Source organism: Mesorhizobium sp. M1088, assembly GCF_040318575.1.
Lineage (GTDB): Bacteria > Pseudomonadota > Alphaproteobacteria > Rhizobiales > Rhizobiaceae > Mesorhizobium.
In genome coordinates this window covers 1-13,118 of sequence record NZ_JAMYMO010000070.1, presented here as the reverse complement: position 1 = coordinate 13,118, position 13,118 = coordinate 1, and the positions used below count along the sequence as shown (strand labels likewise).

At 58.8% G+C, this 13,118-nt stretch carries 14 protein-coding genes and 1 pseudogene; 9 read left to right on the top strand and 6 right to left on the bottom strand.

Annotation, left to right across the window (positions count from 1 at the left end; translation table 11 throughout):
- Together NKH49_RS33440 and NKH49_RS33435 are read left to right on the top strand one after the other, a co-directional pair.
- A pseudogene (locus NKH49_RS33440) lies at positions 1 to 369 on the top strand (IS66 family transposase zinc-finger binding domain-containing protein); the annotation flags it as partial.
- Positions 370 to 546: 177 nt separating this feature from the next.
- Positions 547 to 960, top strand: coding sequence for a hypothetical protein (locus tag NKH49_RS33435; protein ID WP_352929875.1), 414 nt, complete (start codon positions 547 to 549; stop codon positions 958 to 960).
- Between the two features lie 479 nt (positions 961 to 1,439).
- Here NKH49_RS33435 and NKH49_RS33430 read toward each other — a convergent pair whose 3' ends face one another.
- A complete protein-coding gene (locus tag NKH49_RS33430; RefSeq protein WP_352929873.1) occupies positions 1,440 to 1,739 on the bottom strand; it encodes a DUF1236 domain-containing protein in 300 nt (99 codons plus the stop codon).
- 1,029 nt (positions 1,740 to 2,768) lie between these two features.
- Between NKH49_RS33430 and NKH49_RS33425 the strand changes: the two genes are divergently transcribed.
- Together NKH49_RS33425 and NKH49_RS33420 are read left to right on the top strand one after the other, a co-directional pair.
- On the top strand, positions 2,769 to 3,494 hold the full coding sequence (locus NKH49_RS33425; RefSeq protein WP_352929871.1) for a Crp/Fnr family transcriptional regulator: 726 nt from the start codon (positions 2,769 to 2,771) through the stop codon (positions 3,492 to 3,494).
- A gap of 9 nt (positions 3,495 to 3,503) precedes the next feature.
- On the top strand, positions 3,504 to 3,740 hold the full coding sequence (locus tag NKH49_RS33420) for a DUF6894 family protein (RefSeq protein ID WP_352929869.1): 237 nt from the start codon (positions 3,504 to 3,506) through the stop codon (positions 3,738 to 3,740).
- Positions 3,741 to 4,261: 521 nt separating this feature from the next.
- Here NKH49_RS33420 and NKH49_RS35065 read toward each other — a convergent pair.
- A complete protein-coding gene (locus NKH49_RS35065; protein WP_502907989.1) occupies positions 4,262 to 4,627 on the bottom strand; it encodes an ATP-dependent DNA ligase in 366 nt (121 codons plus the stop codon).
- Between the two features lie 224 nt (positions 4,628 to 4,851).
- Here NKH49_RS35065 and NKH49_RS33410 point away from each other — a divergent pair, with 224 nt between their 5' ends.
- From NKH49_RS33410 to NKH49_RS33395, 4 genes are all read left to right on the top strand, one after another.
- Positions 4,852 to 5,067 (top strand): DUF3606 domain-containing protein, encoded by a 216-nt coding sequence (locus tag NKH49_RS33410; RefSeq protein ID WP_352929867.1) that lies wholly within the window; start codon positions 4,852 to 4,854, stop codon positions 5,065 to 5,067.
- 1,373 nt (positions 5,068 to 6,440) lie between these two features.
- Complete coding sequence (locus tag NKH49_RS33405) at positions 6,441 to 7,139, top strand: gamma-glutamylcyclotransferase (RefSeq protein ID WP_352852141.1); 699 nt, start codon at positions 6,441 to 6,443, stop codon at positions 7,137 to 7,139.
- Between the two features lie 251 nt (positions 7,140 to 7,390).
- Positions 7,391 to 7,882: a GNAT family N-acetyltransferase gene (locus NKH49_RS33400; protein WP_352929865.1), complete on the top strand. Its 492-nt coding sequence runs from the start codon at positions 7,391 to 7,393 to the stop codon at positions 7,880 to 7,882.
- 997 nt (positions 7,883 to 8,879) lie between these two features.
- Positions 8,880 to 9,257, top strand: a complete 378-nt coding sequence (locus NKH49_RS33395; protein WP_352929864.1) for a VanZ family protein — start codon at positions 8,880 to 8,882, stop codon at positions 9,255 to 9,257.
- Between the two features lie 283 nt (positions 9,258 to 9,540).
- On the opposite strand, the gene NKH49_RS33390 is transcribed toward NKH49_RS33395, so the two are convergent.
- The 4 genes from NKH49_RS33390 to NKH49_RS33375 all read right to left on the bottom strand — a co-directional run bounded on the left by NKH49_RS33390 (position 9,541) and on the right by NKH49_RS33375 (position 11,830).
- Positions 9,541 to 9,846, bottom strand: a complete 306-nt coding sequence (locus tag NKH49_RS33390; RefSeq protein ID WP_352929862.1) for a hypothetical protein — start codon at positions 9,844 to 9,846, stop codon at positions 9,541 to 9,543.
- A gap of 92 nt (positions 9,847 to 9,938) precedes the next feature.
- Positions 9,939 to 10,892, bottom strand: coding sequence for an NAD(P)/FAD-dependent oxidoreductase (locus NKH49_RS33385; RefSeq protein WP_352929859.1), 954 nt, complete (start codon positions 10,890 to 10,892; stop codon positions 9,939 to 9,941).
- 324 nt (positions 10,893 to 11,216) lie between these two features.
- On the bottom strand, positions 11,217 to 11,489 hold the full coding sequence (locus NKH49_RS33380) for a Y4lK-related protein (protein WP_352929856.1): 273 nt from the start codon (positions 11,487 to 11,489) through the stop codon (positions 11,217 to 11,219).
- Positions 11,490 to 11,659: 170 nt separating this feature from the next.
- Positions 11,660 to 11,830, bottom strand: coding sequence for a hypothetical protein (locus tag NKH49_RS33375; protein WP_352929853.1), 171 nt, complete (start codon positions 11,828 to 11,830; stop codon positions 11,660 to 11,662).
- 132 nt (positions 11,831 to 11,962) lie between these two features.
- Here NKH49_RS33375 and NKH49_RS33370 point away from each other — a divergent pair, with 132 nt between their 5' ends.
- Complete coding sequence (locus NKH49_RS33370) at positions 11,963 to 12,832, top strand: MBL fold metallo-hydrolase (protein ID WP_352929851.1); 870 nt, start codon at positions 11,963 to 11,965, stop codon at positions 12,830 to 12,832.
- Positions 12,833 to 13,118 lie beyond the last annotated feature (286 nt).

Sequence of the window (13,118 nt, the reverse complement as noted above, 5' to 3'; positions counted from 1 at the left end):
GGCGCGCCAGCCATTTCCCGAGCATCTGCCGCGCGAACGCGTGGTCGAGCCGGCGCCGGCCGCTTGCCATTGCTGCGGCGGTCATCGGCTGCGCAAGCTGGGTTACGATATCACCGAGACGCTGGAGGTGGTGCCGCGGCAATGGAAGGTGATCCAGCACGTGCGGGAGAAGTTCACAGCCAGGCTCCGGCGCCGTTCCATGCCACCCCACGGGGCTGGGCCGGTCCCGGCCTGCTGGCGATGATCCTGTTCGAGAAGTTCGGCCAGCATCAGCCGCTCAACCGCCAGGCTGAACGCTATGCCCGCGAAGGCGTGCCGCTCAGCCTGTCGACGCTCGCCGACCAGGTCGGCGCCGGCGTCGCGGCGCTGATGCTATAGCAGCGGCAAGCAATCCGCATGTTGGCATGATACCCGTGATGATTGTCGATGCACCGATGCACCTGATAGCCAGGCACAGGCCGCCTTCGTTGGCCAAAACACCAGCGCGTTGGGATTACCCCGCTTCAGCTTCACCAAGCGGCGGTCGTTTCCGGTGATGAGGACGCCATGACGGTTGAATTGGTGTGCTCCAGGGCCGGTATAAAGGTTATCACCACGCCGCCGGCTGCCGCGAAATATCGCGCTCGGGAAACAATCGCCATTGCAACAATCAGCGGTCTGGTGAACCGCCAAACCGCAATTGGCGCCCGCAGAATATTGGAGGTTCTGGCTAACGCGGATTTCGCGCCAATCACGAGCCCTCAGATCAGAGCAGCGGAATTGCTGATGAAACACAACGAGTTCAACCAGCGGTTCGATCCAGAGGATCTGACGAAAGCCATGGCGAATCTCTATCTGACCGCCGAAGAGGACGCTAAGGTCTATGCGCACGCGCACAAGCTGCCGTTTTTCAAGGCGCTCGCGATAGCGTGGTTTCGGAGCACTAAAAAGCGGCGCACGCCAATCCGACTTGTTGCCTAACCCGCGAATTTTGCAAGCGCCTTTAGGCCGAACACTCAAAGGTTGAAAAGGGTAGGGGCCGCTTGCGCCCCTCGCTCTGTTCAGCCACTGTTTTGAGTGCTGTTCAAACGGTGTATTGGCCTACTGGTGCCGCACGAGGAGAAACCCTTCGACGCCATGCGGACTATTCCGCTGGGCACTCGAAGCCGAGATAGTGGGGATCGATCCAACGGCCGGCGTTAAGAACCCGAGTCGAGCGGCGGGTTCGAAGCTTGGACCGAAGACGACGTCGAAGCATATGAGATCCGCTGGGCGGCGGGCACCAAGGAGCGCGTCTGGCTGCACGTCCTGTCCAGCCGGCGTTCTGCCGAGCGAGGAGGCAGTGAACCTTCTTATGGGCTGCCCGGCGCATGAGGGCGAGGCGCTGGCTAAGGCGATTATCGAGACGGTCGACCGGCTGACCCGGAGTCATCATCCGGGCCAGCGCTCCCAAGATGAGATCAGTCGTAGACCTTGACGATCCTGCGCGTGCTCGGATCCACCAGAACGGTCCGGTTGTCGACAACGACATAACGGTATTTGACGTTGGGGACTTCACGAAGCTCGACCTCATCGGGAAGAGTCGAGCCGATGTTGAGCTCCACTCCAGGAATTTTCACCGATGCGAGAGGCTGCTTGTGCACGTATTCCTTGATGACGGTTTCCTGCTGCGGTTCGATGACCACGTCCTGGGCGGCAGCGGCACCAATGCCGGCCAGCAACAGAAATCCCGCGGCTGCGGTGGAAAGATGCATTCTCATAGCCGTCTCCTTGTTGGAATTTGCCGGGACGCATCTTCATCGCGCCAAGCTCACCAAAACGTAAGCCTACCAACGAACGTTCCTCCGCCGGGGCTTAGGTCTTATACCGCCGGACCTAAGTCTGAAGTGCTAGACGCAATGGCCTGAACAAGGTGTCGCGCGGAACCGCGACTTCGTCGTCCCGTTGTCACGTGAACTCATGGAAGGAGAGACGGCTCATGGAAGTTAGTGTCCACCAAGCCCGTTGGTTGCTCGGGTCGGTTTTCGCCGTCTCCATTTCACTATTGATGATAGGAGCGGTCGCCTGAAAAATGACGCTCTCTAGCCCCGAAGTTGGTATCCGCGCAAGAAAAGTCCCTTCATTGCGCTGATAGGGTCCGCCGGCCTTGCTGGATTTGGCAGGCGGGCCCTTAGTTCTCCGGGCGCTCGCGATCATCGCCGAAGCCAAGCAGCCAAGCAAAAAAACCTAAAGCTTCGGCCTTAGATCAGCAACCAAAAGACGCGCTTCTCTCAAAATCGAGGCACGATCGAGCCCGACCAGAGATGCGATGTCGTGTATTTGCTGCTCGGTTGCTCCGGACTCCCGGGCAAGTCCGCTTACGAATTCTGGATTCAGGCGGGCTCGCCCTTGTTCCTCTGACATCACACCAAATGCCTCGTGTTGGACCAAGAGTGCGATGGTCGCTCCTAAGCGTCAGCGGCCATGTTTTTTTGCTGACGATCCGCCATTGTACGCTTTCGGACAGATTTCTGCCAGCGGGCCGGGAAAGAAAGGCCTAGCTCTCATCGTCGAAACCCAGCAGCGAGGCATGGCGTATATATTTGTGCTTGCTTGACGGAGCCGATCAGCCTTGGCTTGACCGGTGCGTGCCGGCCGCTTGTGTACGGATTCGTACTCATGCGGACTTACCGTCGGATATCATTGCTAGAGACAGGGATTAGGAGGATATTTGGCCATCGCTTGCTGATATCAGGGCGCAAGCGACTGAGAGATGTGCGTGCTCTTGCCCCGACGGGGAGGCGACGAGCATGGCTCAGCTCCAGCAATCAATCATTCGCAATCGTCTGCTGACGTCTTTGTCGCCTGACGACTTTGCACTGGTGCAGCCGCATCTTGAGGCGGTCACATTTGAGTTGCGAGAACATCTGTTCAGAGCCGATCAAACAATCGCGCATGTGACCTTCCCAGAATACGGGATTGCATCAATCGTCGCCGACACCGGGGAAGGACGGTTTGAGGTCGGCATGGTGGGATCGGAGGGTTTGGTGGGTACAGCTTTGGTGCTGGGCGTGGACCGCACGCCGCACTCCTGCATGGTTCAGGCTGCGGGCGAAGCATTCCGCATTGGAGCCGGAGACCTACACGCTGTGATGGACCAGAGACCCGCGTTGCGTGCGCTCCTTCTGCGCTTCGTGCATACCTTTATCGTTCAAGTCAGCCAGACGGCCTATGCCAACGCCGGCTACTCCATTGAGGAGCGGCTGGCGCGATGGCTGCTCATGACGCATGACCGGCTGGAGCATGATGACATGCCCCTCACGCATGAGTTCATGAGCATCATGTTGGGTTCGCGTCGGCCCGGCGTCACGATTGCGGTGCAGATGCTGGAGAGCGTCGGCGCGATCAGAGCCACGCGTGGAAATATCACGCTTCGGGATCGCGAGAAGCTGGAACAGATTGCTGGCCAGTCCTACGGCTTCGCCGAGAAGGAATACTCCAACGTGTTCCAATTCCCGATCAAGCGAGAGAGATGAGTGGCGGCCTTGCGCTACTTCCTGAATGTTCGCTATCGCGGTCGGATGATACCTGACGCCGAAGGCGACGAACTACCAGACGATGAGGCTCTACGCGCCCATGCGCTCGCCAATGCGCGGGACCTCGTCTTCCGCACACGCATGTACACGATCCGCAGCTGGTTCGACTGCAGTTTCGAGGTCACTGACGAGAGCGGCAGAGTGGTCCTCGTAATGCCATTCGACGAGGTGCTTGGGCCAGCTTAGCCGGTCCGAAACGCGACTGTTCGGATCATACGAAGCCTTGAGGGCCGCAACAATCCCTGCCTAAAATCTTGGCTAAGTACAGGGAGGAATACATGGCCCCCGCTAGGCCTTCTCCTCCCTGAAGTCTTGCAAAGAGGCATGCCGCAGATCTTCCTCGCCGCGCAAGTGCTTCACGCGGCCAATCAGCCCTGGCTTCACCCATTGCGTCGCCGGCCGCTTCATGCCCTTCGGCGCAGGGCCTGCGTGTTCCTAGACGCGCTTCCAAAGCCGCTCGCGGATCTCGCGGCTTGAATTTATGAAGGCCGAGCCAACATATTTGCGCGTGCCAATCTCCCCAATTAGAGCAAAGGCTGGCTTGCCGAGTTCACGCTCGACGCCCAGCAGTTCGAATTCCCCGATCGTATAGCTTTTTTATTTTCAGCCAGTTCGTGGTCGGGCCGCTGCGATATTTGCTGTCGCGACGCTTGGACACCATCCCCTCGAGGCCTGTCTGGTCGACGAGATGATAGATAGCGTTGGCATCACCGGGCAGCGCCTCGCTGAACTGGATGCGGATGTCGGGCGGGACGAGGCCGGCCAGATCTCTCGCCGATCTTCCAGTGCCATGTCGCGCAGATCGTGGCCGTTGAGGTGCAGCAGGTCGAAGGCGACGAAATAGAGATCGTGCTGACGCCGCGTGATTGCCTTTCGCAGTTCGCCGAAGTCCGACAGGCCCTTGTCTTGAGGACGATGATTTCGCCATCGATGATGGCATTCTCGACGTCCAGCAGCTTGGCCGTTGCGGCCAGGTGGCGGTATTTCGACGTCCAGTCGAGGCCGCGGCGGGTGAAGATGCGAACGCCGCTGGGGTCTATGACGATCTGTGAGCGGTAGCCGTCGAACTTCACCTCGTGGGTCCGTCCGGCGCCGTCTGGTGGCTTGGCAACCAGCTTGGGTCCATCGGCGGAATGAACTCGAGGCGGCCGCCGGTACTTACAATTTTACGCACCCAGTCAATACTCGGCACAAAGCTTATATTACCCAGAGTGAACGGAACCTGATTCCGCATGGCTGTCGCAACGAAAGTAGCTTGCCAGCGTTGCCATTGATCCAAAAAGAAGGAGCAATCCGGATGGCCGACGACAAGCGCAAACGAGATTTCCGCGACCGCAACCGCGTCTCGGCGGACGAGGATTATGAGGTCGAATATTTCGCGACGGAGAATGGCATTACGCCGGAGCAGGTCCGGGAGTTAATCAAAGCGACCGGCAATGACCGCGCCGCTTTGACAGCGGCTACGAAGCAACTGAGGACCGTTCTGGAAGGAGGCCCGCTGATCGCCAGATAGTTGGACATTCCCGATGGCGAGGGGCTTTGTTGACGGACCTTTTGATCTTTCATCACTCCGCTCCGCCATCATGGCGTCAGCCTTCATTAGCTGTTCGCGCAGCCTTGCAGTTTTCTCTTGCCTGGCCGCCCTCAATGCAAAAAACCGGCCGCGCTTTTCGGGCGGGCTCTGGTCCGACACTCAATGGCGGCGTCGTGCCTACCGCCCCAGCGGAAGCTTGGACGCCAAAACAAGGTTGTCCTCGTCCTCTATGCCGGCCATGAAATTTGCGATTATCCGCGATGCGAGAGCCTCACGTTCGTGATCAGATTGAGCGTTGACCTTTAGCCGATCGAACACGCGGCCCAGTAGGGCAATTTCGGACGGGGTGAAAACACCAGCTCGCTCAGCGGTTCGACGAATCGGCATGACACGGCCCCCTTCCTTGCGCAGGTAATCCTATTCGGAAATCCCAGCAAAAACAAAGCCCACCGCTGTTGGGCACGGCGGACAATCAAGCCCTGACACCAAGCTTACGGACTTCGGGGGTTGGGCTTGCTTGGCGCCAGATAGTGGGGAGAACTTGCTGCGGGGTTTCGCAAATTCGTCGCGCCGCGCTACCGCCCGGAGCTTTATTACATGCGTGGCCCGGGGCCAGCCACCGCCCGCCGTATGGGTACGCCGCGGCAAAACCAATCCATCGACCACTACGCCTAATTTGCCTCGCGGACGGCTGACGCTCTCGCCCGGAGTGCCGTTCGCGCCGTTCCGTACCGGTCAATTCAGATCAATGAAGGGACGATCTGATCATGGTTATAATTCATGCTGCCGCCATTGGTCCATTTCGCAGGTGGTTACGCCTCCGCGCCGAGCGAAAAGCTCTCTTGTCGGCAACGGACCAGTTGAGCCGTTTACCCGATGACGTCCTTGGCGACATCGGCATCTCACGTGACGAAATCATGTGCGATTTGCGAAGGCGCGCCAACCGTCATGCGGAGGCAGGCGCGGCCGGCACGACGATCGAGCGCACCAGGATCGCTTCGGCCTCGATCCCGAAACGGTTGGCCGCCGGCAGTGGCTACGCCTCGGCCGAGATCCCCTTTGGCTGGTCCACGAGCGCGCGATCGAGCCTTACATCGCGGCTTCAACAAGCAGCGGCGCGCGGACGGGACCTTCGAACGGCACTACACCTGCGACCCCCAAGGACTGAATGTTGACCGACGGGAGCTGGGGAGGATCTCAAAATGATCATGTCAGTTGTTAAGTCCCTCGCGCCTGTGACGCTCAGCACCGTGCTGATCGCAATCAGTCCGTCGGTTTGTATCTTGCAACGCCGGTAGCATCTGCCAAGGATACGCGATCCTGATCCGATGGAGCACGGGATGCCAAGCCAAATGAGAAAGCTGACCTTGACTGCGGACCATGTCGCGCGGGTCCACAAGGTCGTTCAAGACCAGGGTTTGACGGCAGGTGCCGAGCTACACACCGATGCTGACTACGACCGCTGGGTCGAGCAAATGATCCGAGCTCATCCGGCCCCGAAGGTACCGACCCGCCTATTCGCTTACGGCTCGTTGATCTGGAAGCCGGAGATCGAGCACATCGGTGAGCAACTAGGCGCTGCTCGGGGTTGGCATCGTGCTTTTTGCTTCCGCATGACCCGTTTTCGGGGCACGCCAGAGCAGCCCGGCCTTATGATGGCCCTCGATCGTGGAGGGCAATGCCGAGGCGTCCTGTACGACCTACCAGAGGACAACCTCGAACGCCAATTCGGCAAATTGTTTCGACGCGAGTTCACCTACAAGCCGGCCAATAGCATGCCCCGCTGGATCACGGTCGAGACCGCCTCGGGAGCCAGGCCGGCGTTGACCTTTGTTATGAACCGCGCCTCACCTCTTTATGCCGGTCGTCAGTCACTTGAAGCAGTTGCCGATGTCCTGGCCCGGGCCTGCGGTCATTGGGGCACCGGGGCCGAGTACTTGCTCAACACGGTTTCTCACCTCGAAGCCAAGGGGATACGCGACCGCAACCTCTGGCGGCTTCAACGCCTTGTGGCGGAGTTGATAGAGCGAAACCCGGCGGACGTTCTTTGAGCCAACGGAGCGGTCATTGCGAACTTCGCTTCAAGCGTCCGCAGTTGGCGCTTCCCGCCGGTTAATACACCTGAGCCGCAGAACGCCAGCCATCAAGGTCGAAGGACTGGCTGGGGTGGAATTTTTGCCGATGTCGGCAACTGAACAAGTGGTTGGCGCCAATTCCGGGCATTCCGGGGCCGCTTTAGGAGTCGACATTCACGACAGGCGGGTCGACGTCTATAATGCTTTGATCGGGTTGGGATGCAGTCATGACCGAAAGCCCAAAGATCAATATTCGCTCTTCTGAAATCGACGACCTCCCAGCTCTAAGTCGCCTGATTTTCAGGACCCTCGAGACCAGCTATAGCGGCGTCTACCCTCCACGCGCGATCGCATTCTTGAAGCAATTCCACTCTGAGGAAAAGGTCTTGCAGCGCATTGAGACAGGAGTGACACTCGTTGCGGAACAGGGTAGCCAATTGGTCGCGACTGCAAGTCTTGACGGCCAGGAAATCACGGCTCTCCTTGTTGATCCTGATAGACAACGATTTGGATTCGGGCAGCTGTTGATGCAAGACTTGGAGGAGCAGGCTCGAACAAACGGTCTCAGAGAGACGATTCTAAGCGTCTCACTTCCGTCCAAGAAATTCTACGAGCGTGTTGGCTATAAAATTGTCGAAGAGCGCATCAAGGATTTGGGCGATGGCCAATCGCTCAAATTCTGGAAGGCCAAGAAGAGACTCATTTCTCCAACCGAATGACGGCTTTCGATCTGTCGTGCCGCGGCAGGGACGTCGGACTCAGGGTCAAGGCTTGCCGTAGAATTTCTCCCCACGAAGGATAGAGAAGGGTGGTCGCATCAGGTCGTAGCGCGAACGGCAGCTTTGGAGAAACGCCATGAAGATCAGCAACTGCCGCGTTGTGCCGGTTCGGAACTGGGTGGACCTGGGGGAGGATCGTCAATCAACCTTGGGTCTGTTGCATAAGAGTGCAGTCTGGAACTCAACGGCGGCTCATTGGTTTTGCGGGTTCAGCTCGTGGAAAAGGTCCGTCGGCCTTCCATGAATGCGGATTTCCGCATCCCTACCTCGATTTGGTCGATGACCGCCGGACAGGCGAGGCGGAACCGTATCTCGACCGAGAGCACATTCGCGCGCATGATTTCGACGAACGCGGGGATCTTTTCATCCGCACTGAGAAATTGCATTTGACGGATGCAGTGGTGCTACGCTTGCGGAGCCCTGGGGTGTCTCCACGTGGAATCCTTCGTCGTGAGCCGATGCTATTGTGCAAATTTCGCAGCACTCAGGGTGGTGGCTATATCGACGCCTTCTAAATTCGGGCCTTGGCAGGGTTACCCGCCGGGCGTCCTGGTCACACCTTCCTGCAGCTTGCTATGGGGCGAGCCTCTTCGCAAGCACGCCAACGATTGGGCGAAGATCAACGACGAAGCCAAGTACTTGAAGGAAGACTGGCCGGGCTGTTCTCTAAGCGCCGAACACTCGGTGAAGTCACGGGTAATAAAAAACGGTTTGCAGCCTTGAAGGGTGTCCCGGCAATCAGTGGCATCGATCGCGGCCCGCGTCTGACGCTCGCCCCGATACTGCCGCATTAAACACAGAAGCCTACCGAGATCCCAATTTGACTTTTTCCCAGCCATCTGCGGCAATAGACTCTGTTCCCCAATGTGCCGCTACGTGCGGATGGCTATGTTCGAAGTGCCGGCCTCCCAGGTTCGGATAGAAGGAGTGGCCCGATTTGTGGCGTGCAAGATCTTTTCCCATCGCGGCAAGGACTGCTTTTCTGGTCACACTGGCCGGAGTCCTCGTACTCGCGCTCTCACCGGTGTGGCTTCTGCAGAATTTTGGTTTTGGCTTTACCTCTCATGATGACAAGCTCAATCACGCCGCAGCGTTCGTCGTGTTGACGGCCATCGGCAGTCTTGGTTGGCCAGAGCGCAGGGCAAGACTGATAATTTTTCTCGCCCTTACCGGCGCCGGGATCGAGATCCTGCAGGGCACGCAAATAATAAGTCGCGACATGGACATATTCGACTGGTTTGCCGATTGTGTCGGCATCGCGTGCGGCCTCGCGATTGCAAGCTGGAGAAAGAAATTAGCTGGCGGCCTCTCTTAGGTCTTATCCTGGCGAGTTCGCGCTGCTGCGAAGCAATGTGGCGGCGAGGAAGATTTGCGGCATGCATCCTTGCACGACTTTCGCGAGGAGAATTGGAGAATTTCACGTCAGTTGTGCTTCTCGACGAAAGCCCCGCAGGCGGGTGACAGCTGCTCGATCATGCTCTGAAGGTCGCATTTGCCGATCGGTGTTATTGGGCTAAGCCGTTTGTAGTCAGCTTGCCTCGGAGCTTATAATTTCCGTGTCGAACTTGCCGGCCCGTCGAGCTGAAGCTCTACGCATCCTACACGACGCCGATCGATGAGTAACGGATGATCACCTCGTCCTGACGAAAGCGTCGCTCGAGGTCAGCACCGCGTGTTCGCCAAGCCCGCAGATCAATTTCCTCCGTCATCACTTCGAAGATGACGATTTCATCGTTGCTGCACTGGTCGTCTTGCCGCCACAGCCCTTCTGCAGGTGCCTGCAAAAAAGCTGTGACACCGGCGAACTGCTGGGCCAGTTCCTCTTTGAGCCGGTTGAATTCCTGTTTGGGGAACGGTCTGCCGGAATTGTCCGCCCGAGGTAAGAGGATTTGAATAAGATACATGATGAAACCCGACGATCCAGAACGGTCGCCGTGCCTCTTCGTTCCTCATGATTTGCTCTCGGTGTCAGAGCTAGGCGCCATGTGCCTATAAGTCACGGTCGGCCGTGTTCGGCCTGGGACCAATGCTCGCCCCGAACATTTGCAAGATAGTTGTGAATGTCGGTGGCAGCCACCGCTGCGTGGCCGAATGCTACGGCAAGCTGATTGATCTCGTTGACGACATCTCCGGCTGCATAAAGTCCGCGGACCGCGGTGCGCTGGCGCGAATCCACGACGAGATTGCCCGCTTTGTCACAGCATCCACCAAGCTCGACCGCAAGCCTCGAGCGGATGGTCGAGCCCATCGCAGGGTAGATGGTCTCAAACGAGAGCGTTGCGCCGTCGATGAGTTCCACTACCGCCTCCCGGCCCGTGGCGCAAACGGCATTGGGTCTGCAGACGCCGATCTTGATTCCGGCCCTCTTAAGTTTGGTACGCTCTTGCGGGGAGGGCTCGGATGGATCAGTAATCAGGAGGGTCAGATCCTGAGTGAAGGTGCGCATGAACAACGCCTTTTTTACCGCGTGTTCGGCTGGTCCGATGACGGCCACTCGTTTGTCGATGGCTTCATAGCCGTCGCAGATAGGGCACAATCGCAAGACGCCAGCTTGGATCATGTCGGTAGCGCCAGGAAGATCCGGGAGGATGTCAACAACGCCGGTAGCAATGAGCACCGAGCGGGCACGAATGGGAGATAAAGCGGCCGCCAAAAACCCAGCCTTCGTTTTGCGAAGGGATACGATCGTGTCGTGGACCACGCTTGCGCCGAATCGAGTGGCCTGCAGTTGAAGGCGGCCAAGCAGGTCAGGGCCGGTGATGCCGTCTGGAAAGCCTGGGCAGTTGCGCGTCAAGGGAATCCACTTTGCACGGCTTTCATCTGCGTCGACAACAATTACTCGCCTTCGAAATCTTCCAAGGTAAGTCGCAGCCGCGAGCCCGGATGGCCCGCCACCTACGATGAGGCAGTCGAAGCTTCCTTCATTGCGGCTCGTGTCCCGGTTGACCATGCCAGAAATCCTGAAACACAAGGCTGCCCCGCGACGGGCACAGCCGTACGCCGTTAAAGAACGCGGGGCAGCCCATTTGGTTACAGTGTGGAGTGCTCCCTAATCGCCGACAGTTCAGCTATTGAGATCACATCTTGGCTAAAACAAGCTTCGCCTGGTGAGGCATAGAGATAGTCGAAGTGGCGCGGGAGTTTTGCATCGCCAAAGCCTCTCTTATTGCGCAGACATCGCCTGGATTTGTGGGGAAGTCTTGCCGGTCAACGTCTAGCAGGCGTAGCGCAAGGTCGGGAACAACAGAATCGGTTCGCCGAGGCGCTCGTGCCGTCAGTGGCGCGGCATCACCGGGCTATCTTCGGCCGGATCGACATAGCGGCCGACGGAATTGAGGTAGGCGATAATTTGCCGCTTCAGGTGCCGACGGCAGCCATATGTTTGGTCGAGACGCCTCAATTGCGGCTGGATGGCTTCAAGGCGATGGAGAGAAAGATCGGCGTCGCCAATGACGTAGCCGAAATCCCCAACCGCGCAGATCTCGCACCCAAGGGCAACGATGTCCTGGACGAATAGTGGAATCTGGTCGGTTTTCATCTGTTTCATGCTCGTGACCCGGGTGCGTATAAGAGGCTACGCACCTGCGGCGCAGCGCGCAACGGCAGAAATGCGAGCGTGCACGGCGTCGCGATCAGGTGTGACTTAGCTGTGGAGCATAGGCTTGGACGCCGCCGGGCTAGCCATTTTGCGTTGTAGGAATACTTTGCCGGTGCGCGTTATGACAGCACGATTTCGACATTGTCGCCTGTTGGCGCGTTGTCGCCGCCGGCCTGAGAAATTCGGCTTCGGCCGATGTCGGCCGGGCTTTCCTTTGCCCAGACGACGAGCGGAACTTCGAGCGGAACCTCATCCAACGGAACCTCGAGCACGACAACCATGCCCAGCACGACCGATCAGGGCACGTCCGGAGCTGGGTGGCGAATGAGGAACAAGGAGGGCCGTGCCAAGTTCGGGGCGATATACCACCGCCGCCGATCGACTCGAGCGGCTGCTCAGCAACAATAGAGGCACGGGATCATATGACCGTTCAGATTCGACTTTCCGAGACCGACTACGCCAGGCGCGAGGATCGTGGCGACGGCGCTTGGAGCATCGCACCGGACTTGGGCTATTTGCGGCTAGCAATCGTCAATGTCGTGCTCTTCGGCGCACCGGGCAGTGGAGATCGGAACTGGATGCTGATCGATACCGGGTTGCCGACGTCTCGCAGCAGCATTCTTGCGGTCGCGGAAAAGCGGTTTGGCACGAACGCACGGCCGGCCGCGATCATCCTGACCCACGGCCATTTCGACCATGTGGGAACCGTCCTAGACCTCGCGAACAAGTGGGACGTGCCCGTCTTCGCGCATCCACTCGAGCGCCCCTATCTGGACGGAACCGCGTCCTATCCGCCACCGGATCCCTGGGTCGGGGGTGGACTGATGGCGCTGCTTTCGCCGCTTTTTCCACGGGGGCCAATTGATCTTGGCAACCGTTTGGAACTCCTACCTGCCGACGGATCGATCCCCGGAATGCCCGGATGGCGATGGCTACACACACCCGGGCACGCTCCTGGGCATATCTCGCTCTGGCGCGAGGAGGACCGCTCGCTGATCGTAGGGGACGCTTTCATCACCACCGGTCAGGAGTCAGTCTATGAGGTCGCAGTTCAGGATCTAGAGATGCACGGTCCGCCGCGCTACTTCACGCCGGACTGGGATGCGGCGGAAAGATCCGTGAAGCACCTGGCAGCCCTGAACCCGCACATGGTCATCAGTGGACACGGTGCGGCTGCTGCGGGAGTGGGCATGCGTCAAGCTCTTGATAGCCTGGCTGAGCGGTTCAGGGTGTTCGCCGTCCCGCCGAAATTGAAATTCGTGCGCGAGCCGGCGTCAGTCCAAGGTAGCTGAGGCTAACCGAGCCGCCGTCGTTCTGAATATGGTCAAGTTGGGCAGACTCTGTCTCTCGACCCGGTAGAGTTACCCCGTCGGGTCGCGCTCTCCATCGTCGCCGACAAACTCTGACAAGCGGAACAAACCCGGGAGGCGCCGTTAGGGCGTTCGATCGGCGTAGGGCGACTGCGGGCCAAGCGAGCCCCGAAATTCTGCGTCAGGAGAAGACGTCAGATGAAAACGAGTAACCCGAAGGACGCGTCCTCTCCGCCGGCGAGCCGACCGGCAAGAAGTTGTTGGAGCC

What these genes read in the sequence shown, in the direction of transcription:
- NKH49_RS33435 (WP_352929875.1), top strand. Translation starts at nt 547, where the DNA reads ATGACGGTTGAATTGGTGTGCTCCAGGGCCGGTATAAAGGTTATCACC.
- NKH49_RS33430 (WP_352929873.1), bottom strand. Translation starts at nt 1,739, where the DNA reads ATGAGAATGCATCTTTCCACCGCAGCCGCGGGATTTCTGTTGCTGGCC.
- NKH49_RS33425 (WP_352929871.1), top strand. Translation starts at nt 2,769, where the DNA reads ATGGCTCAGCTCCAGCAATCAATCATTCGCAATCGTCTGCTGACGTCT.
- NKH49_RS33410 (WP_352929867.1), top strand. Translation starts at nt 4,852, where the DNA reads ATGGCCGACGACAAGCGCAAACGAGATTTCCGCGACCGCAACCGCGTC.
- NKH49_RS33405 (WP_352852141.1), top strand. Translation starts at nt 6,441, where the DNA reads ATGAGAAAGCTGACCTTGACTGCGGACCATGTCGCGCGGGTCCACAAG.
- NKH49_RS33400 (WP_352929865.1), top strand. Translation starts at nt 7,391, where the DNA reads ATGACCGAAAGCCCAAAGATCAATATTCGCTCTTCTGAAATCGACGAC.
- NKH49_RS33390 (WP_352929862.1), bottom strand. Translation starts at nt 9,846, where the DNA reads ATGTATCTTATTCAAATCCTCTTACCTCGGGCGGACAATTCCGGCAGA.
- NKH49_RS33385 (WP_352929859.1), bottom strand. Translation starts at nt 10,892, where the DNA reads ATGGTCAACCGGGACACGAGCCGCAATGAAGGAAGCTTCGACTGCCTC.
- NKH49_RS33380 (WP_352929856.1), bottom strand. Translation starts at nt 11,489, where the DNA reads ATGAAACAGATGAAAACCGACCAGATTCCACTATTCGTCCAGGACATC.
- NKH49_RS33370 (WP_352929851.1), top strand. Translation starts at nt 11,963, where the DNA reads ATGACCGTTCAGATTCGACTTTCCGAGACCGACTACGCCAGGCGCGAG.